General features: G+C 70.4%; 16 protein-coding genes. 6 read left to right on the forward strand and 10 right to left on the reverse strand.

Annotated features, from left to right (window positions below):
* Positions 1-18 precede the first annotated feature (18 nt).
* Entirely contained in the window at positions 19-1,635 is a 1,617-nt protein-coding gene (locus tag FB381_RS12780; protein WP_211352412.1) for a GMC oxidoreductase, read from the forward strand.
* 173 nt (positions 1,636-1,808) lie between these two features.
* Here FB381_RS12780 and FB381_RS12785 read toward each other — a convergent pair whose 3' ends face one another.
* Positions 1,809-3,620, reverse strand: a complete 1,812-nt coding sequence (locus FB381_RS12785) for a gamma-glutamyltransferase family protein (protein ID WP_425465445.1) — start codon at positions 3,618-3,620, stop codon at positions 1,809-1,811.
* 64 nt (positions 3,621-3,684) lie between these two features.
* Between FB381_RS12785 and FB381_RS12790 the strand changes: the two genes are divergently transcribed.
* On the forward strand, positions 3,685-4,806 hold the full coding sequence (locus tag FB381_RS12790; RefSeq protein WP_141780637.1) for a calcium:cation antiporter: 1,122 nt from the start codon (positions 3,685-3,687) through the stop codon (positions 4,804-4,806).
* 7 nt (positions 4,807-4,813) lie between these two features.
* Here FB381_RS12790 and FB381_RS12795 read toward each other — a convergent pair whose 3' ends face one another.
* The 3 genes from FB381_RS12795 to FB381_RS12805 are packed head-to-tail and all read right to left on the reverse strand — an operon-like array spanning position 4,814 to position 10,411.
* Positions 4,814-8,179: an ATP-binding protein gene (locus tag FB381_RS12795; RefSeq protein ID WP_246088317.1), complete on the reverse strand. Its 3,366-nt coding sequence runs from the start codon at positions 8,177-8,179 to the stop codon at positions 4,814-4,816.
* Between the two features lie 2 nt (positions 8,180-8,181).
* Positions 8,182-8,916 (reverse strand): DUF4194 domain-containing protein, encoded by a 735-nt coding sequence (locus tag FB381_RS12800; protein ID WP_141780639.1) that lies wholly within the window; start codon positions 8,914-8,916, stop codon positions 8,182-8,184.
* On the reverse strand, positions 8,909-10,411 hold the full coding sequence (locus FB381_RS12805; RefSeq protein ID WP_141780640.1) for a DUF3375 domain-containing protein: 1,503 nt from the start codon (positions 10,409-10,411) through the stop codon (positions 8,909-8,911). Before FB381_RS12805 ends, FB381_RS12800 begins: the two co-directional genes overlap by 8 nt.
* 133 nt (positions 10,412-10,544) lie before the next feature.
* On the opposite strand from FB381_RS12805, the gene FB381_RS12810 reads away from it, so the two are divergent.
* Positions 10,545-11,729: a L,D-transpeptidase gene (locus FB381_RS12810; protein ID WP_141780641.1), complete on the forward strand. Its 1,185-nt coding sequence runs from the start codon at positions 10,545-10,547 to the stop codon at positions 11,727-11,729.
* 22 nt (positions 11,730-11,751) lie between these two features.
* Here the strand turns inward: FB381_RS12810 and FB381_RS12815 are convergent, their stop codons facing one another.
* Positions 11,752-12,699, reverse strand: a complete 948-nt coding sequence (locus FB381_RS12815; RefSeq protein ID WP_141780642.1) for a TetR/AcrR family transcriptional regulator C-terminal domain-containing protein — start codon at positions 12,697-12,699, stop codon at positions 11,752-11,754.
* Between the two features lie 176 nt (positions 12,700-12,875).
* Between FB381_RS12815 and FB381_RS12820 the strand changes: the two genes are divergently transcribed.
* Complete coding sequence (locus tag FB381_RS12820; RefSeq protein ID WP_141780643.1) at positions 12,876-14,141, forward strand: FAD-dependent monooxygenase; 1,266 nt, start codon at positions 12,876-12,878, stop codon at positions 14,139-14,141.
* A gap of 1 nt (position 14,142) precedes the next feature.
* Entirely contained in the window at positions 14,143-15,186 is a 1,044-nt protein-coding gene (locus FB381_RS12825; RefSeq protein ID WP_141780644.1) for a hypothetical protein, read from the forward strand.
* A 60-nt stretch (positions 15,187-15,246) separates the two neighbouring features.
* On the opposite strand, the gene FB381_RS12830 is transcribed toward FB381_RS12825, so the two are convergent.
* Entirely contained in the window at positions 15,247-15,684 is a 438-nt protein-coding gene (locus FB381_RS12830; RefSeq protein ID WP_141780645.1) for an SRPBCC family protein, read from the reverse strand.
* Between the two features lie 69 nt (positions 15,685-15,753).
* Positions 15,754-16,494, reverse strand: coding sequence for an SDR family oxidoreductase (locus FB381_RS12835; RefSeq protein ID WP_141780646.1), 741 nt, complete (start codon positions 16,492-16,494; stop codon positions 15,754-15,756).
* Between the two features lie 84 nt (positions 16,495-16,578).
* On the opposite strand from FB381_RS12835, the gene FB381_RS12840 reads away from it, so the two are divergent.
* Complete coding sequence (locus FB381_RS12840; RefSeq protein ID WP_246088088.1) at positions 16,579-17,127, forward strand: TetR/AcrR family transcriptional regulator; 549 nt, start codon at positions 16,579-16,581, stop codon at positions 17,125-17,127.
* 46 nt (positions 17,128-17,173) lie between these two features.
* Here FB381_RS12840 and FB381_RS12845 read toward each other — a convergent pair whose 3' ends face one another.
* The 3 genes from FB381_RS12845 to FB381_RS12855 are packed head-to-tail and all read right to left on the reverse strand — an operon-like array spanning position 17,174 to position 18,626.
* Positions 17,174-17,812, reverse strand: a complete 639-nt coding sequence (locus tag FB381_RS12845) for a dihydrofolate reductase family protein (RefSeq protein ID WP_141780648.1) — start codon at positions 17,810-17,812, stop codon at positions 17,174-17,176.
* Positions 17,809-18,291, reverse strand: a complete 483-nt coding sequence (locus tag FB381_RS12850) for an SRPBCC domain-containing protein (protein ID WP_141780649.1) — start codon at positions 18,289-18,291, stop codon at positions 17,809-17,811. The genes FB381_RS12845 and FB381_RS12850 overlap by 4 nt, the downstream gene beginning before the upstream one ends.
* On the reverse strand, positions 18,288-18,626 hold the full coding sequence (locus FB381_RS12855) for an ArsR/SmtB family transcription factor (protein WP_141780650.1): 339 nt from the start codon (positions 18,624-18,626) through the stop codon (positions 18,288-18,290). The genes FB381_RS12850 and FB381_RS12855 overlap by 4 nt, the downstream gene beginning before the upstream one ends.
* Positions 18,627-18,631: the final 5 nt, after the last annotated feature.

The raw sequence follows: 18,631 nt of genomic DNA on the forward strand, positions 1-18,631 counted from the left end.
CGAGTCGAGGGAGTCTTCGTGACCACATCCAGGCGTACGTTTCTCACCGGCGCCGCCGGCATCGGCGGTGCGGCCGTCGCGGCGAGCGGGCTGGGCGGCACTCGGGCCTCGGCCACGTCGGCGCGCCGCGTACGGCTGGTGCGGGAGGAGCACCGCGCGGTGGTGATCGGCTCCGGGTTCGGTGGCGGCGTCGCGGCCCTCCGGCTGGCCCAGGCGGGTGTGCCGGTCACCGTGCTCGAGCGCGGACGCCGCTGGCCGACCGGCCCGGACGCGCAGACCTTCCCCACCATCAAGACGCTCGACAAGCGGGCGCTGTTCCACACCACCGCCCCCGACGCGGTCAAGCCGTTGCAGAAGCTGATCGGCACCCCGCTCGACTTCGGGCCGTACGTCGGCCTGATCGAGCCCGTGCTCGGGCAGAACATGCTCGCGATGTGCGCGGCCGGGGTCGGCGGCGGCTCGCTGGTCTACCAGGGCATGACACTGCAGCCCTCCGCGGAGGTCTTCAACACCTGGCTGCCCGAACAGCTCGACTACGACCTCATGGACAGGGTGCACTACCCACGGGTCGCCAAGATGCTCGGCGCCGCGACCGCACCCGACGAGCTGATCGCCTCCGAGAACTATCGAGTCTCACGTACGTTCGGCGAGCGCGTCCGCGCCGCCGGCTACGACCTGAGCAAGATCCCGATGCCGATCGACTGGTCCTACGCGCTCGCCGAGCTCCGCGGCGAGATGGCGCCGTCCTACACCAACGGCGACTGCGGCCTCGGCGTCAACAACGGCGGCAAGCACTCCGTCGACGTCACCTACATCAAGCAGGCCGAGGCCACCGGGCTGGTGCACGTCGCCACCCGCCACAACGTCACCTCGATCGCCCGGGCAGCCGACGGCCGATGGGAGGTGCACGTCGATCGCACCAACGACGCCGGCGACGTGATCGAGCAGAAGATCCTGACGACCCGCGCGCTGGTGATGGCGGCCGGCTCGCTCAACACCTCCAGGCTGCTGGTGCGCGCCGCCGCCACCGGCACCGTGCCCGACCTGCCCGAGCAGCTCGGCCAGGGCTGGGGCACCAACGGCGACCGGATCTACATGTGGCGCCCCTTCGACGAGGACCTCACCGGCGCCCAGGGCGGCCCCGTGGTCTACCAGAGCCAGGACTGGGCCGACCCCACCACGGCCAACACCGTCATCCAGGCGTCCCTGCCGCCGCTCCCCCTCGGTCTCGACATCGGCGGCACGATGCTGGTCGGCTTCGGCGTCAGCGCCTCCCGCGGCAGCTTCGGCTACAGCTCGTCGACCGACTCGGTGAGCCTGCGGTTCCCGTTCGGGGGCGACGGCGCCAGCTACCGCGCCATCCACGAGCGGGTCTCGAAGATCAGCGGCGGGATCGGTGCCCTGATCGACACCAACGCCATCGTCAACAGCACCTGGCACCCCCTCGGCGGCGCCAACATGGGCACCGTCTGCGACCTCGACGGCCGAGTCCAGGGCCAGGACGGCCTCTACGTGCTCGACGGAGCTCTCATCCCGGGCACCACCGGCGCCTGCAACCCGTCGATGACCATCGCCGCCGTGGCCGAACGGGCGATGGACAACATCGTCACCGACGACGTCGGCACGCTCATCTGAGCGTGCTGTCTCCACGCCACCCCGCGGGAGCGAGAACCTGCAATGCAAAATTCTGCAGAAATCTGCGGAAAGGGGTGACAACGCCTTAGGTGATGCGGCAACATTGTTCTTGCCCCGCTGGTGACCCGAGACGCCAGCGGGGCTCTTACGTTTTCGAAGGCTGCCTGTGCGCCTCAGCGGCCGACCGCATATCCCTGGGCGCCGCGAGGGTTGGCTGCGGCCGAGAGGGTTCCGGTCTCCGGATCGCGGGTGACCGCGGAGAGCCGGCCGAGCGACCAGTCGCCGCTGAGCTCGACGGCGTGGCCGCGGCGGCGCAGCCCGTCGACGACGTCGGCGCCGACCCGGTCCTCGAGCACGGCGCCGGCCGGTGTCCACGTGCGCGGCCAGAACGAGCCGGGGAACGAGGTCGAGTGCAGCGCCGGGGCGTCGATCGCCTGCTGCGGCGTGTAGCCGCCGACAATCGTGCGGAGCAGGTAGAGCAACTGCCACTGGTCCTGCTGGTCGCCGCCCGGAGAGCCGACCGCGGCCACCGGACGGCCATCGCGCAGCACCAGCGTCGGGGTGAGAGTGGTGCGCGGACGCCTCCCCGGTCGCAGCGTCGACGGCAGCCCCGGCTCCAGCCAGGTCATCTGCAGACGCGTGCCCAGGCAGAAACCCAGCTCGGGGATCGTCGGTGACGACTGCAGCCATCCACCCGACGGCGTCACCGCGATCATATTGCCCCACCGGTCGGCGACGTCGATGTGACAGGTGTCGCCGCGGCTCTCCCCGTCACGCGAGACGGTCGGTTCACCCACACCGGACGCGGCAGCGGCCGGATCATAGCTCTCCCGCAACGGCGGGAACGTCACCGCTCCCAGCCCTGGCCGCACCTCGCGTGAGGCGACATCGGCGATCAGGGGGCGGCGGGTGGCGGCGTACTCCTGGGAGAGGAGGGTCTGGATCGTCTCGGGGTCGGCGCCGTCACCGTAGTGGGCGTCGCGGTCGGCGAAGGCGAGCTTGGAGGCCTCGAGGATCGTGTGTGCGCCCGCCTCGGTGCACGGGTCGAGCAGCGCGTCCGCCAGCGGCTCGAGCAGGTTGAGGGTCTGCAGCAGCACCGGCCCCTGCGTCCACGCGCCGGCCTTCGCGATCGTGTGGCCGCGGAACTCGGTTGTCACCGGTGCCTCGTACGCGGCCGAGAAGCCCGCCATGTCGGCGAGCGTGATCACGCCGGCGTGGTCGGTGCCGGACGCGTGACGGTGCGGGGTGCGTACGAACCTCTCGACCGCCTCCGCGACGAACCCGCTCCCCCAGGCGGCGCGAGCGGCGTCGATCCGGTCCTCGCGGGTCGCGGCGCCGTCACCGGCGGCGACGAGACGGTCCAGGACGTCGGCGTAGGCCTCGTTGCGCACCATCGAGTCGGGCTCGGGCAGCTCGCCGTCGGGCAGCCAGTGGGCTGCCGAGGTGGGCCAGTGGTCGCGGAAGAGGTCGGCCACGGCAGCGATCGTGCTGACGGCTCTGCCCAGGATCGGGTGACCGTTGCGCGCGTAGTCGGCGGCGTAGGCGAGCACGTCCGCGAGCTCCCAGGTGCCGTGGTCGCGCAGCAGCATCAGCCACGCCTCGACCGCACCCGGCACGGCGGCCGCGAGCGCACCGGCGCCGGGCACGAGTTCGAGACCCTCGCCACGCATGTGCTCGACCGAAGCCCCAGCAGGCGCCGGACCCTGCCCCATGAGCACCGTCGCCTCACCGCCGACCGGGGCGAAGATGCCGACCAGGTCACCTCCCGGCCCGTTGAGGTGCGGCTCGACCACATGGAGCACGAATCCGCCCGCGACGGCGGCGTCGAAGGCGTTCCCGCCACGTTCGAGCACCGCCTGGGCGCTCGCGCTGGCCAGCCAGTGGGTCGAGCCCACCATGCCGAACCGGCCGAGCAGGTCGGGACGGGTCTTGAAGTCGGCCGGAGGGGTGTAGGTGGTCACGGGTGCGGGATCGTCGGCAGGCACGCCTCACAGGCTACGAGCCGCGTGTCGATCACGGGTCGCCGAACGCCACGTTAGGGTCACTTCCATGAGTGCATCTGCGGTACGTGGCCGCCTGCAGTGGTCCGTAGCCGTACCGATCCTCGCGGTGGCCGTGCTGGTCGTCTCCTGGCTGCAGCACTCTCACTGGACGATCCTCGCCGTCGTCGCCGCCGTGCTCATCGGGGCGGTCCTGAGCGCGGTCCACCACGCCGAGGTCGTCGCCCACAAGGTGGGTGAGCCCTTCGGGTCGCTGATCCTCGCCGTGGCCGTCACGGTGATCGAGGTGGGTCTGATCGTGATGCTGATGATCAGCGGCGGCGACAACACCAGCACCTATGCTCGCGACACCGTCTTCGCGGCCGTGATGATCACGCTCAACGGCATCGTCGGTCTCTCGCTCCTGATCGGGTCGCTCAAGCACCGGCTGGTCAGCTTCAACGCGGCCGGCACCGGCTCCGCCGTCGCGACCGTGATCGCGCTGGCCGGTCTCACCCTGGTGGTGCCGAGGTTCACCACCTCCGCCCACGGCCCTCAGTACTCCCCTACGCAGCTGGGCTTCGCAGCGGTCGCCTCGCTCGCCCTCTACGTCGCCTTCCTGTTCACCCAGACGATCCGCCACCGCGACTTCTTCCTCCCCGTCACCAGCGACGAGCACGGCCGGATGACCGGCATCGTCGACCTCGACGAGGACGGCCACGCCGACCCGCCCTCGGGCCGCGAGGCGGGGCTGAGCCTCGGCCTGCTCCTGGTCTCGCTGATCAGCGTGGTCGGTCTGGCGAAGGTGCTCTCCCCCACCATCGAGAGCACCGTGAAGAGCCTGGGGTTCCCCTACGCCGTCGTCGGTGTCGTGATCGCCATCCTGGTCCTGGCGCCGGAGTCGATCGCCGCGGTGCGCAACGCCCGCCGCGACCGGGTGCAGACCAGCCTCAACCTCGCCTACGGCTCCGCCATGGCCTCGATCGGGCTCACCATCCCCACGATCGCCGTCGCGATGATCTGGCTCAGCGGCCCCCTCGAGCTCGGCCTCGAGCCGACCCAGATCGTGCTGCTGGTGATCACCGTCTTCGTCACCGGGCTCACCGTCGTCCAGGGCCGGGCCTACGCGCTGCAGGGTTTCGTCCACCTCGTCCTGCTGGCGTCGTTCCTGTTCCTCTCGATGCAGCCGTAGCCGCCGGCTACGTACGCACCTCGTCGAGCCCGACCTCGAGCTTGGGGAACGAGTAGCCCTCGGCGTCCTTGAGCACCGTGTACTGGACGTCGACGTGGGGCTCGATGGCGCTGTGCTTGTCGTTGGGCGCGCCGATGATGAGCTGGAAGCCGAGGCCCCGCCAGGCGCCGATCGCGCGGCCGGTGAAGCGGGCGTCGGCCTTGATCAGCGCCTCGTCGAGGAAGACCGGCGCATAGCGTGGGCGCTCGGCACCGGCGTCGCCGAGCTGGTAGCGCAGCGCCGCACCGACGATGAAGGCCACCAGCTCCTGTGACTCGCCGCCCGACTTCTCGCCGATGTGGTCGTAGAGGGCGACGTGTTCACCGGTGAGCGCGGAGACCTTCTCGGCGCTGACCCGCACGTGGTTGCGTACGTCGATGAGGTCGGCGAAGTCGGGGCCGGTGCGCCGCATCCGGTCGATCAGCCGAGCCATCCGCTCGTGGGCCTGCTCGCGGGCGGCCTCGGTGCTCGACCTGTCACCGGCGACCTTCTCGATGAGGTCGCGCACCGCACGCAGCTCCTTGCGGAACCGGGCGCGTACGGCCGAGTGGCTCTCCTGGGTGTCGATACGCAGCCGGTGGTCGTCGTCGTTGAACGGCAGGCCGGCGAGGATCTGGTTGATCGGGTCGATCCGGTCGCGGATCTCGCGCACCGCCCGGGACAGAGTGCTGTCGAGGTTGGTCAGGTCGTTGCCGGAGAGGTTGAGCAGCGAGTCGCGCCACTCGACCTTCAGCTCGTGGAGCCCGTTGGTCTCGAGGTCGGTGAGCAGCCGGTCGTAGTCGGCGTAGGACATCTCCGGGTCGGTGTCGAGGTTGGGGTTGGGCCCCCAGCGCTCGAGGAAGGACTCGAAGATGGCCCGCAGCTGGTCGCGGCGCTCGCCGACCGTCTCCTGCGCCAGGATCCGTTCGGTCTCGAGGCGCTCCGCGGCACGGACGAAGACCGCATCGAGCTCGGCCAGGGCATCGTCGCGCGCGGCCGCCGAGTCGCCGCCGGCGACCTTGAACAGCTCGTCGAGATAGGCCCGCTGCTCGGCGTCGACCTGGCCGCCGGAGGCTGCTTCCAACGCGTCCTTGGCCTCGTCGACCTGCTCCACGATCTCGCTCCAGCGCTGATAGACCGTGTCGTGCCGGGCCTTCGCGCTGCCCAGCGCCTCGCGCAGGGAGTCTGCCTTCTGGCGGGCCCGGACGACCCGCTTCTTGAGGTCGGCGATCTCGGGGTTGTCGCCGGTGACGTCGTCGATCACCGAGGCCCAGCGGTCGCGCTCGGCCTCGGCGGAGGCGACGTCGACCTGGTCCCAGGTGAAGCCCGTGATGGCCTTGTAAGCACCCTGGCGGGCGTTGAACGCGTCGACCGCCTGCTCCGCGGCCGCCAGCGCTTCCTCGGCGCTCGCGGCCTCCTCGCGGGCCCGGGCAAGCTGGTCGTCCAGGTCGGCAAGGAGCCTGGTGTTGCTGAACCCCAGCACGTTGCGTACGCCATGACCACCGTGGGCGCCGCGAGACCGCTGCGAGACCTGGCCGGTGATCGTGAGGGCGCGGTCGTGCTGGGCGAGCAGCGCCGAGGTCTGCACGCAGACGTAGCCGTGCTGGGCGACCAGCCGCTCCTTGAGCCAGCCCGTGAAGACGCTGCGCCGGTAGTCGAGCCGTCCGGGCAGCGTACGGTCGTCGGGGTCGGTGGACTCCGAGCGTGCGGTGGGCACGGCCTCGAACCGGATGCGGGTCGGCAGGCGCACCGCGTCGATCGCTGCCCGGAAGGAGCCGACATGGGCGGCGTCGATGAGCATCGTGGTCGAGAAGCCGCCCAGCGCCAGGTTGAACGCCTCGCGCCACGCCTCGTGCTCGGTGCGCACCTCGACGAGCTCGCCGACGAACGGCATCTCCTCGGCCTTCAGCCCGGCCGCCTCGGCCAGCGCCTCGCGAGCCGCCCGCAGGTGCTCGGGGATGTTGTTCTTCGCGCGCCCGGCGTCGCGCACCTCATGCTCGAGGTCGGCGACACGCTTCGTGGCCAGGTCGCGGGTCGAGCGGGCATCGGCGTAGGCGTTCAACGCGGTGTTGCGACCGTCGCGGTCGGCCAAGACCTCGTCAGCGCGCGCGACGAGCGCCTTGAAGTCGGCCTCGCCGGCGACCTCCGTCTCCAGCACGGCGAGCTCGGCGTCGAGACGCGCCCGTGCGGCGCTCGCCTGGCTCAGCCTCGCCTCGCTCGTCTTGATCTCGCGCTCGGCGGTGTCGAGACGGTCGCCGCCCGAGGAGCGGAGCACCTGCTCGAGGCCCTCCCACTCGCCCACCGCGGCCTCGACCAGCGCCTCGTGCTCGTCGACGACCTGCTCGGCCCTGCTCTTCTGGGAGCTCAGGTCGCCCTCGACCGTGCTCAGCAGCTCGACCCGCTGGTCGGCCTTCCACAGGCCCGCGGGAGTCGCGGCGTCCTCGAAGCGGCCGACGCTGTCGATGACCGAGAGCCGTTCGAGCGCTGCCTCGATCGCTGCCCGGTGCTCCCGGATCGGGGTCAGCGCGCGCACCTGCTGCTCGGCGGTGATCATCCGCTCGCGGGTGGCGGAGAGCTCGTCGAAGTGGGCGACCACGCCGTCGGCGGTGGCGAGGGTCTCGGGCTCCTCGAGCACCATCTTCTTGTAGAGGTCGTCGACGGTGGTGATCTGCTGGCCGGCCTGGATCCGGCCGAGCAGGTTGACCGCCTTCTCACCGTCGCCGGCAGCGCCGATCCCGAGCGCCGCGTGGAGCCTCGCGGTGAAGTCGCGGTCGGTGTCGATCGGAGTCAGGCCGGTCTCGACGAGCGAGGCCTTGGTGAACCGGTGCGCCGCGGCGGGCTCCAGGTCTCGCAGGTCGAAGGAGCCCTCCCCCACGGCTCGCACCTTGGCCACGTCGTCGAGGTTGCGGGCGGCCGCCGGCACGTACCAGGCCCGCAGCGCGGTGTAACGGGCACCGGTCTGGTCCTCCCAGGTCACCGCGATCGCCGACCAGGTGTCTCGGCCGTCGCCGCGCAGCACCCGGATCTTGGTGCCCTGGGCGGTCTTGGCCTCATCGACCTTGCCGCGCGCGTAGGAGAGGATGTTGCGCTGGTCCTGACCGCGCGGCCGACCGACGACACCGCCGTTGGAGGCGCCGTTGAACGGTGTCGTGTGGGGCATGATCAGCGCGATGTAGGCATCCATCAACGTCGACTTGCCCGACCCGGAGCCTCCGGTGAGCAGCGTCGCGTTGGGCGAGAAACGCACCCGGTGGCGTCCGTCGTAGCCGCCCCAGTTGACCAGCTGCAGCTCGCGGGCGACCCACTGCTGGCCGCGCGAGCCGGTCGGGACCAGCCCGAAGAGGGTGTCGATCATGCTCACTGCGCGGGCTCCTCGTCAGCCTCGTCGGCCACATCCTGCTCACGGGTCTCGCCCGGGTCTTCGGTGGCCGCCGGCACGCTCTCGCCGCGCGCCTGCTGCTCCTGGAGCCACGTCTTGAGCTCGCCGAGCTTCTCAGCGCTCAGCACGATCTCGACCAGCGGCGTCACCCGGTAGCGGCCCTCGGACTCCAGCTCGATCAGCCCCTCCTTGTCGAGGCGGGTGATCGCGCGCTGCACCTCCTTGAGAGCGGCGGCGTTGCCTGCGGTGAGGTCGAAGTAGGTGAGCACGTTCTGCTCGAGCTCCTCGACGTCGACCCGCACCGAGCTGCCGCCCGCGACCCGCTCGCGCTGGAAGATCGTGCGCAGGTAGATCAGCACGAGCGTCTCAGCCCGGGAGTAGGCCTCGTCCTTGAGCAGGATCGGCACGTTGAGCTCCTCGGAGCGCACCTGCCGCTTGAACGCGATCCCGCGCTCGTGGTCGACGACCAGCCTGATGAACAGGTCGTGCAGCCTCGACTCCAGGCTCTGCTGGTGCTCGAGCAGGGTGCGCCACTCGGCCGGGTTGCGCTCGGCGGAGAGGAAACGGCCGCGCAGCAGGCGCACCAGCACGCGGCGTACGTCGGCGTCGAGGGCCCCGCGGTCGCCGGCGAAGAGCTCGGTCGGATCGTCCTCCATCGAGACCGGCTCGATGAAGCCGGTCTCCGCCGTCGGTTCGGTCGTGGTCTCAGTCATCGTGGTCCTCATCGTCTCTCATCGAGGCCGTCACGGCGCCGAAGGCGAACCTGCGACGTACGCCGTCGGCCCGCACCGCCTCCACCGTCGAGATCTCGCCGGTCTCGTCCATCCCCAGCCGGTGCACGATCTCGAGCAGACCCAGCAGGTCGACCGGTCGCCGGATCTCCTCGGGCGCGGTCGCGAAGACATCGGCCACGTCGAAGGTGTCCTCGCTGCCCCGAGCCGCCGTGTAGGCCTCCAGGTGAGCCTCGAGCTCGCGATAGCGCGGCCCGCCCCAGGCACGAGTGTCGTCGACCGCGCTGGTCACGTCGCCGCGCTGGGCCAGCGGCTCGGGAGGCTCCGGTGGCCGCAGCTCGCTGACCGACTGCCTCAGGTGCGCCAGCGCGGCGTTGGGCAGCCGCCGCAGCGGATCGACCACGTCGGACGCGCGCGAGTCGGGCATCCACGCCTGGAAGCCGGCCATCACGTCGCGCAGCAGGTCATCGACCTGCCGGTCGCGGGCCGGGTCGTGCGTACGCACCTGCGTGGTGATCACGTGGGAGGCGGTCTGCTGGGCGGCCAGCACCTCCTTGACACCCGACTCGATCCGTCGGCCGACCGCGGCCAGCTCGGCGCGCTCGGGCGGGCCCATCGCCCTCGTGAACCGGTGGCGCAGCACCGTACGCAGGTTGGTGGCGAGGTCGTCGAGGCGGCGCGGGTCGCCGATCATCCGCAGCGCACCGGCGAACGCCTTGCCCTCGGGCGTGGAGGCCATCACGTCCTTGCCCCGCTGCAGATACTCGCGCAGCACCTCCCCCGCCGGGCGTACGTCCTGGCGCAGATCGGTCACCACGTCACGCTGCATCGCGCGGATCGACTCGACGACCCGGGCGAAGTCGGCGGGCAGCTCGCGGGTCAGGTGCAGCACGTTCTCGGCCTGCTCCAGCATCGTGTCGTCATCGACCGTGTCGACCACTCCGGTGCGGTCCAGGCGAGCGATCTCGGCGCGCCGCTGCGAGATCTCCTCGGTCAGCCGGGCGACCCTGGTCAGCACGTCGGGGTCGGCATCCTGGGCCAGCCGCTCGACCGCCTCCAGCAGCGTACGCACCCGCGACTCGGAGACACGTGAGCGAGATCCGCTCGCGCGGCCGGCGACCTCCAGGGCACCCACCGCGTGTGCGGAGAGCCGGTAGACCTCGTCGTCACCCTCGATCTGGCGCAGCAGCCATCCGGCGCGCACCCACTGCCGACACAGGTCACGGGCCGACCCGACCGGCAGGAGCACCTCACCCGACTCGCCCTCGGCATAGCCGGTGCCGCGGAGCTGGTCGAGCATGTCGCCGATCTCCGCGTGGGCGTCGGCGACCGGCACCGCGGCCCGCTCGGAGGTGAACGTCACCGACAGCACTGCCACCACGAAGGGGGCGAACCGACCGTGGAGCAGGTCGAGCATCGGGTTCTTGAAGGCGGCCAGAGCCCCGGCGTACGCCGCCTCGACGCGAGTGTCACTCATCGGCAGACACCCTATGCGCCGGCGCCGACATCCGGACCTCGACCCCGAGCCATTCGGACCGCACGCCACGACACGCACACCAACCTCATGGACACGCAAGTATTCGCTTGCGCACCTGACGCATAGTTATCCCATGCGGGTTCGTCCTTTTCCTGTCGCGGTCGCGTCCATCCTCCTGATGGCGCTCAGCGCGCTCTCCGGCTGCTCCGAGGTCACCGAGCGGCCCGACTCGGCCTCGGGGAGCCCGTCGGCCAAGCCCTCGGCGAAGCCGCTCAGCGCCGACATCTCCCCCGCGGACAAGGCCACCGGCGTGCCGGTCGACAGCACGGTCACGGTCACCTCCACCTCCGGTGAGTTCACCGGCGTCAAGGTCGCCAAGCCCGACGGCCACACTGTGCCGGGCTCGATGTCGGCCGACAACAAGTCGTGGAAGGCCAACGACCTGCTCGACCCCGGCCTGCGCTACACCGTCACCGCGACCGGCAAGACCGGCACCGTGACCAGCACCTTCACCACCCAGGCGCTGAGCCTGGCGCAGCAGACCTTCGCCACCATCGTGCCCGCCGACGGCACCCAGGTGGGCGTCGGGATGCCGGTCGCGGTCACCTTCGATGTGCCCGTCAAGGACCATGCCGCCTTCGAGAAGCGCATGCACGTGAAGTCCACCCCGGCCCAGACCGGCTCGTGGCACTGGGTCTCCGACAAGGAGGTCCGCTACCGCCCGCAGCACTACTGGAAGCCCGGCACCACCATCAAGGTCGACCTCGACCTCAACGGCGCCCCGGCCGGTGCGGGTATCTACGGCCAGCACGACCGAGCCGCGACCTACAAGGTCGGCGACGCACATGTCATCAAGGTCAACGCCGCCACCCACCAGATGAAGGTGTTCAGCAACGGCAAGCTGCTGCGCACCATCCCGACCACCACCGGAAAGCCCGGCTTCACGACTCGCTCCGGCATCAAGATCATCTCCGAGAAGCACCGGGTCAAGGAGATGAGGTCGGAGACGATCGGCATCTCCGACCAGGGCTCGAGCGACTACTACGACCTCGACGACGTCGAGTACGCCATGCGGGTGACCAACTCCGGCGAGTTCATCCACGCTGCTCCCTGGTCGACCGGCTCCCAGGGATATGCCAACGTCTCCCACGGCTGCACCGGCATCTCCACCGCCAACGCCGCCTGGCTCTACGGCCTGGCCCGGGTCGGCGACGTCGTCGAGACCACCGGCACCGACCGGAAGATGGAGTGGGACAACGGCTTCGGCGACTGGAACCTGTCGTGGGCCGACTACCGATCAGGCTCAGCCCTGCACTGAGCACCGTCTCCGGCCGCAGACCTCACGACCCGGTCATGACCGCGAACCCGTCGAGGTGACGGGCCAACCCGTATTCGAAGAGAGCGTCCAGCTCGGGGGCGGGGTCTTCCGACATCGTCGCCAGCAGCGGGAACCGCTCGCGGGCGAGGACGTCACGGTGTCGCGGACGCTGGTGCGCCGACCACCGGTCCAGGGTCATCCCGGTGCGGCGCTCGGCCTCGGCCTCGCGCGTCCTGGACAGCCCGATCGTCATCACCAGGCCGTGCAGCGTCATCGCCTCCTGCAGGCGCACGTCCATCGGGAGGTCGAGCTCCTCGAGCGCGCGCAGGACCCACTCGGTGTGCTCGAGCATGTTGGGCACCATGACCGGGCGGGTGAACGAGACGACGTGCGGCAGCCACTGGTGGCGCCGGCACAGCCGCCAGTGCTGACGGGCGACGAGCTCGAGCTTGGCCCGCCAGCCCCGGGGGCCGCGCTCGGGCAGGTCGAGGTCGCCGAAGGCGAGGTCGGCCATCTGCGCGAGCAGGTCGTCCTTCCCGCTGACGTGGCGATACAGCGACATCGGGCCGAGGTCGAGGCTGCTGGCCAGCCGGCGCATCGAGAGCGCCTGGAGACCCTCGGTGTCGGCCAGGTCGATCGCCGCCCGCAGGATCCGGGTGCGCACCGCATCCTGCTCCCCGGCCCCGTCGCGGGGCGCGGCCGACGCGTCGCGGTGGGCGCTGCGAGCGGCCGGACGGGTATCGGGTGAGCTGACCACCGTGCCCGAGCCGACCCGGGCCTCGACCAGGCCCTCCTCACGCAACGTGGCGATCACCTTGGTCGCGGTCGCGACCGCGACGCCCCACCGCTGCGCGATCGCCCGGATCGACGGCACCCGCTCACCGGCTCGCAGCTCACCGGCCTCGATACGGGAGCGGATCTCCGCGACGATCACGCGATAGGGCGCCTCGGGGCGCGGCTGGGAGGTCACCTGGGTCTCCGATCCGAGTCTCGGGTTGTGGCTTGCTGTCGTGAGCGTACTAGTTCACTTTGGATCATGCACTAGTTCACTTCGTCGCTTTAGGCCTTTCCAAAGGGGGGTATCGACTGAATACGGTGTACGCACAGTACGCAGCGGCGTATCAACGAAGTGAAGGGATCAACACGATGAAGAACCGGGACGTTCTCGTGACGGGTGGCGGGATCGCCGGGACGGCGCTCGCACACCTGCTGCGCCGATACGGTTTCACGCCGACGGTGGTCGAGCGCTCGCCAGGGCCGCGAACGGGTGGCCACGCGATCGACATCCGCGGCACCGCACGCGAGGTGATCGAAGACCTGGGCCTGGTGCCTCAGCTGCGCGAGTCGCTGCTCGCCGCACGCGGCATGGCCTTCATCGACGAGCAGGGGCGACGACAGGCCAGCTTCGATCCTGACGTGTTCGGCCCCTCGGGCGGGCCGGCGGCCGAGTGGGCGCTGCTGCGCACCGACCTGGCTCGCATCCTCTACGAGGCGACCAAGGACGACGTCGAGTTCCTCTTCGACGACGCGATCACCGCGCTCGACCAGGACGACAACGGCGTCACCGTCTCCTTCGAGAAGAGCGAGGCCCGACGCTTCGACCTGGTGCTCGGTGCCGACGGGGTGCACTCCGACCTGCGCCGGATGGCCTTCGGCCCCGAGGAGCGGTTCATACGCGACCTCGGCTCCTACCTCTGCATCTACTCGGTCGACACCGAGATGGCTCACGACGACTGGCAGCTGATGTACACGATGCCGGGCGGTCGTGGCCGCCACGGCCGCACCGCCGGCCTGCGGCCGCTGCCGGGGATGGACCGCGCGCTGGCCGCGTTCTTCTTCCGGGCGCCCGCGTTCGGCTTCGACCGGCGCGACGTCCTGGCTCAGAAGAAGATGGTCGCGCAGACCTTCCTGGGCGACGGCTGGGCCGTGCCCGAGGTGCTCCCGCAGATCTGGGACACCCCCGACTTCTACTTCGACCGGGTCGAGCAGGTGCAGATGGACTCCTGGTCGACCGGGCGGATCGCGCTCGTGGGTGACGCGGCGTACTGTGCCTCGCCGATGTCGGGCATCGGCACCAGCCTCGCACTCGTCGGTGCCTACGTGCTCGCCGCCGAGCTGGCCAAGGCCGACGGAGACCATCGGGTCGCGCTGGCGGCCTACGAGGCCGGGATGCGCGGGTTCGTCGACGCGGCGCAGCACTTCGCCCGCACCGCCGGCGACGGCGGCCTGATGCCTGACACGCAGGCGCAGATGGTGATGCGCAACCTGTCGATCCGCACCATGCGGTTCATGCCGAGGAGCTTCGTCAGCCGTGGCCTGGAGACGGTGGCCGACACCGTCTCGCTGGCCGACCACGTCGCCCCGAAGGCTGGGCGGCCTGCTGCCCAGCCCGTCGCGAACGGAGGGGCCTGAGATGAGCGCCTACTCCGCCGCCGCGACCACCGCGGCCACACCCGCACGCGGCCGGGTGCGCGCCGCCTGGACGCTGGCGCTGATGACGACGCTGTGCGCCGAGCTGACCTTCACCGCGGTCGCCGTGCCCGTCACCTGGATCCTGCTGCCGCTGCTGATGCTGATGTACGGCGCCGGTGTGCTCCTGATCCGAGAGCTCACCGTCCGTGTCGGTGGCGGGTGGCCGAGCCTGGTCGCCCTCGGCGTGGCCTACGAGCTGGCCGAGGACGGGCTGGGGCTGCAGGCCCTGAACAGCCCCGACATGTACGGCGCCGCCGACTGGGGCATGCGCGCGCTCGGCATCAACTGGACCTACTGGGACTCCCAGATCGGCATCCACGTCGTGCTCAGCGTGCTCCTGCCGGTGATGATCCTCAACATGCTCTTCCCGCAGTTCCGGGGAAAGCCCTACCTGCGTACGCCCGGGCTGGTCGTCGCCGGCGTCCTCGCCGTCCTCGGTGTGTTCGGACTGCGGTTCGTCATCGCCGGCACCGAGAACCCGGACTACCAGCTCGCGTGGGGCTGGACCGTGGCGTACGTCGCGCTCATCGCGGTGTTCGCCTGGGTCGGCCTGCGGGTGCTGCCGCGGCGGTTCGGGCCCGATCCGGCTCCGAGCACGAAGTCGGCGCCTCGCCCGGTCATCGTCGGGATCGTGTCGGGATACCTGACCATGGCGTTCCTGACCACGCTGCTGCCGCTCGGGCTCGGACCGGTCCTGCTGTTCGGTGACGCGATGGCGCCCGGGTTCCGGCTCTTCGCCGGCGCGGCCACCGCGATCATGGCCGGCTGGCTGATCGTGATCTGGCGCCGAACGGCGAACTGGAACGACTCTCATCGCATCTGGCTGGCCGGGGGCATCCTCGTCTCCCACACGGCGTTCATGATCCCGGCCTCGCTCCTGAGCGTATTCCTGGGCCTGATCACCATCGGCTTGGAGGTCGCGGCGCTGATCATGCTCAGCCGCCACCTCCGACGACGCGACGGGGTCGTCGCAGCTCCCCGCTGACCTCGTCGCCGACCGCCTCGGTGGCGTCGCGCTCGGGTGTTCCCCCGTCCCCGCCGCGCGTCACCGAGGCTCGGCTGCGCGTGAGCTCAGACCGTTGCGGCAGCCGAGCATCATCTGGTGGTGGTTCCAGCTCAGCACCGGCCGCAGGGCGATCGAGGCCAGACCGAGCAGACCACCTACGACGACCTCCTGCTCGAACACCGTCCGACTCCCCCGCGGCGCCGGTGTCAGCGTCCAGCGCGCGAACCCGTCGAGGTCACCACCGAGGCCCACCTCCAGGGTCGGCAGGTCACGAGTGACCGCATGGAGCACGATCTCGAGGTCGTAGGGAAGCGTTGATCGGCACACCAGCAGCGCGCCGTCGTCCGACAGCTTCGCCACCGCCCGCACCTGCGGCCACCACTGCGGATAGTGCTCGACGTCGACCAGCAGATCGCGCACAGTCTCGGGGTCGGCCGGGATGTCCCAGGTCTCGGTGAAGACGTAGCGAGCGGGCACGAGCCAAGTGTGCACCGACCGGTGCGGTCAGCACAGGAGGTTCGCGACAGGGCCGAGGCCTGAACCCGGTCACCCCTGGACGGTCGGGCGGATCGAGAGCTCGCCGATCTCGACCTCCCAGGGCTGGTCGACGACGAACTCCACCGCGCGCGCCACCGCGTCCGGGTCGAGCGCGAAAGCATCCATCCCCGCGCCGATCTGCGCGCGGATCTCGGGGTCGGTGACCGAGTCGCCGAACTCGGTCCGCACATAGCCGGGCGAGATCGCGGTGGTCTTGACGGTGCCGTCGGTCGACTCCTGACGCAGACCTTCCAGCACCGTGCGGACCGCGTTCTTGCTGCCCGCGTAGACCGCCATGGTCGGCACGATCTTGATCCCCGCCGTCGACACGATCGTGACGAAGTGGCCACGCCCCTGCTCCTCGAAGATCGGCAGCGCCGCGTCGATCCCGTGCAGCACCCCGCGGAGGTTGACGTCGATCATCGCCGTCCAGTCGCTCGTACGCCGCGACCTCATCGGCGAGATCGGGCCGATGCCCGCACTGGCGACGAACACGTCGAGGCTGCCGAACGCCGATACCGCTGCGTCCGCCAGGCCGCGTACGTCCTCGGGATCGGTCACGTCGACCGCCACCGCCTCGGCCCTCCCGCCGGCCTGACGGATCTCCTCGACCAGCGCGTCGAGCCGGTCGAGCCGTCGCGCACCGAGCACGACTGCCGCTCCGGCCGCCGCCAGGCGGCGGGCCGTCGCGGCACCGATGCCGCTGCTGGCTCCGGTGATCGCCACCACCTTGTCATCGATCGAACCCATGGATACCCTCCTGAGACAATGAATCGGACACCTTGTCCGCTTCATTTAACCGGACACTTTGTCCGCTTGCAAGGAGAATTTCTCGTGCGCCGTGACGCGTCCCGCAACCGTTCGACGATCCTCGACTCCGCTCGTGAGCTCATCGCCGAGCCCGGAGAGCTCAAGCTGAGCGCTGTCGCGAAGCACGCCGGGGTCGGCCAGGGCACGCTCTACCGGCACTTCGCCACCCGCGAAAAGCTCGTCGCCGCCCTCTACACCGGAGAGATCGACGAGCTCGTCACCAGCGCCCACGAGCTGGTCGACCAGCACCCACCCACGGAGGCGCTGACACTGTGGTTCGACCGGCTCGCGGCGTACGCACAGGTCAAGCGGGGCGTCATGGACGCCGTCGACTCAACTGCCTGGGCCGAGATCTCCGCACACACGCACCGCAAGCTCACCGAGGCGATCGACACCCTCTTGGGCGCCGGCAGCCGTGACGGAGTGCTTCGCGAGGACGTCGACGCCCGAGACGTGATCCTGCTGTCGTGGTTCCTCGCCCACGTCAAGCCCGAGGAATGGGACGAGCGCGTCCCCCGGCTGCTCGACGTGCTCGTCAGTGGCATCCGGACACCTCGGTCACCGACGCAGTAGCACCGCGAGCGCTTCGCCGCGCTGACGCCGACCGCGCACGGTGGAGTCAGCGGGTTCCGGCCCCCTCCCCGAGCGGCTCGACGCCGTCGTAGTCGGCATACGGAGCAGGCCCGGTGACCTCGTACTCGAGCACGACGAGCCCTGCGGGTGTGGTGCGCTGGTCGAGCAGCCGAAGGCCGCGGTCGACCTGCCCGGAGAGCAGTCGACGGCCCTGCCCGGCGATGACGGGCGCGACGGCCAGGCGGAGCCCGTCGACGAGGCCGGCGTCGAGGAGGGATGCGGCCAGACGTGCGCTGCCGTGCACCTGGAGCTCGCCGCCGGGTTCCTTCTTCAGCGCTCCGACCGTGGCGGCGAGGTCGCCTCGCAGGACGGTGGTGGGTGACCAGGTGCCGTGCTCGAGGGTGTCGGTGACGACATACTTCGGCAGTGCGTTCATCCGTGCTGTGAACGGATCCGGCTCGGCGATCTGCGGCCAGTCGCGGGCGAACGCCTCATACGTGCGGCGCCCCAGGAGGAGCCCGTCGGCGAGGTCGAGCCACTGCGAGGTCTGTCGTACGAAGCTCTCCTCGAGATAGGGCACGAACCAGCCGCCGCGAGTGAACCCGTCGCTCGGGTCCTCTTCGGCCGAGCCGGGCCCCTGGGAGACACCGTCGAGGGTGACGAACTGGGTGACGGCGATCTTCATGACGTTTCACCCTCTACGAGCGCGGCGAGGGCTCCGGTGACCGAGCCCCAGCCGTCGAAGAATCCGAGCTCCTCGTGACGATCACGATCGGCGGGTTCGCCGTGCCTGACGAGCGCGCGATAGGCGGTGCCTTCGGGGTGCTCGGCGAGGGTGATCTCCGCAGTCATGCGTACGGGCGCCGGCGCGGCCGGCCGCCATGTGCTGTCGACGGCGTTGGTGAAGACCAGCCGGCTCTCGTGCTCGGCGAACAGGAAGATCGAGTCGGTGTGCGGGACGAACGAACGTCCGTCCTCGCTCATGCTGGTCACGAACGCACCACCGGGCCGCGGCTCGAGGCGGTCCACGCGGGCGATGGTCGGCGCCGGCACCCACCACTTCTGCATCCGGGCCGGCTCCGTCCATGCGCGCCAGATCGCCGAGCGAGGAGCACGGATCACCCGCTCGATGGCGAGGTCGCGGGCGGGGTCGAACTCTGTCATCGGTCCTCCTGGTGCTGCGGGTCGGTGACGAACCGTTCGAGGCGGTCGGTCCGCTGCTCCCAGACCTCGCGCTGCTCGGCGAGCCAGTCGTCGACGAGCGAGAGCCGGTCGCGATCGAGCGTGCACGTGCGTACGCGGCCTGACTTGCGCGTGTGGATCAGCCCGCTGGACTCGAGGACCCGCACGTGCTTCATGAACGACGGCAGCGTGATGGCGAACGGCTCGGCCAGGGACCCCACGCTCGCCGGCCCCGCCCCGAGCTGCCTGATCACAGCACGTCTGGTCGGGTCCGCCAAGGCGGCGAACACATCCCCCACACTGCTTTGGTTAGCCATGAGGG

This window comes from Nocardioides albertanoniae, assembly GCF_006716315.1.
Lineage (GTDB): Bacteria > Actinomycetota > Actinomycetes > Propionibacteriales > Nocardioidaceae > Nocardioides > Nocardioides albertanoniae.

Coding starts and splice junctions, on each gene's coding strand:
- FB381_RS12810 (WP_141780641.1), top strand. CDS start 10,545: ATGCGGGTTCGTCCTTTTCCTGTCGCGGTCGCGTCCATCCTCCTGATG.
- FB381_RS12845 (WP_141780648.1), bottom strand. CDS start 17,812: ATGAAGATCGCCGTCACCCAGTTCGTCACCCTCGACGGTGTCTCCCAG.
- FB381_RS12805 (WP_141780640.1), bottom strand. CDS start 10,411: ATGAGTGACACTCGCGTCGAGGCGGCGTACGCCGGGGCTCTGGCCGCC.
- FB381_RS12825 (WP_141780644.1), top strand. CDS start 14,143: ATGAGCGCCTACTCCGCCGCCGCGACCACCGCGGCCACACCCGCACGC.
- FB381_RS12850 (WP_141780649.1), bottom strand. CDS start 18,291: ATGACAGAGTTCGACCCCGCCCGCGACCTCGCCATCGAGCGGGTGATC.
- FB381_RS12795 (WP_246088317.1), bottom strand. CDS start 8,179: ATGATCGACACCCTCTTCGGGCTGGTCCCGACCGGCTCGCGCGGCCAG.
- FB381_RS12790 (WP_141780637.1), top strand. CDS start 3,685: ATGAGTGCATCTGCGGTACGTGGCCGCCTGCAGTGGTCCGTAGCCGTA.
- FB381_RS12835 (WP_141780646.1), bottom strand. CDS start 16,494: ATGGGTTCGATCGATGACAAGGTGGTGGCGATCACCGGAGCCAGCAGC.
- FB381_RS12800 (WP_141780639.1), bottom strand. CDS start 8,916: ATGACTGAGACCACGACCGAACCGACGGCGGAGACCGGCTTCATCGAG.
- FB381_RS12855 (WP_141780650.1), bottom strand. CDS start 18,626: ATGGCTAACCAAAGCAGTGTGGGGGATGTGTTCGCCGCCTTGGCGGAC.
- FB381_RS12820 (WP_141780643.1), top strand. CDS start 12,876: ATGAAGAACCGGGACGTTCTCGTGACGGGTGGCGGGATCGCCGGGACG.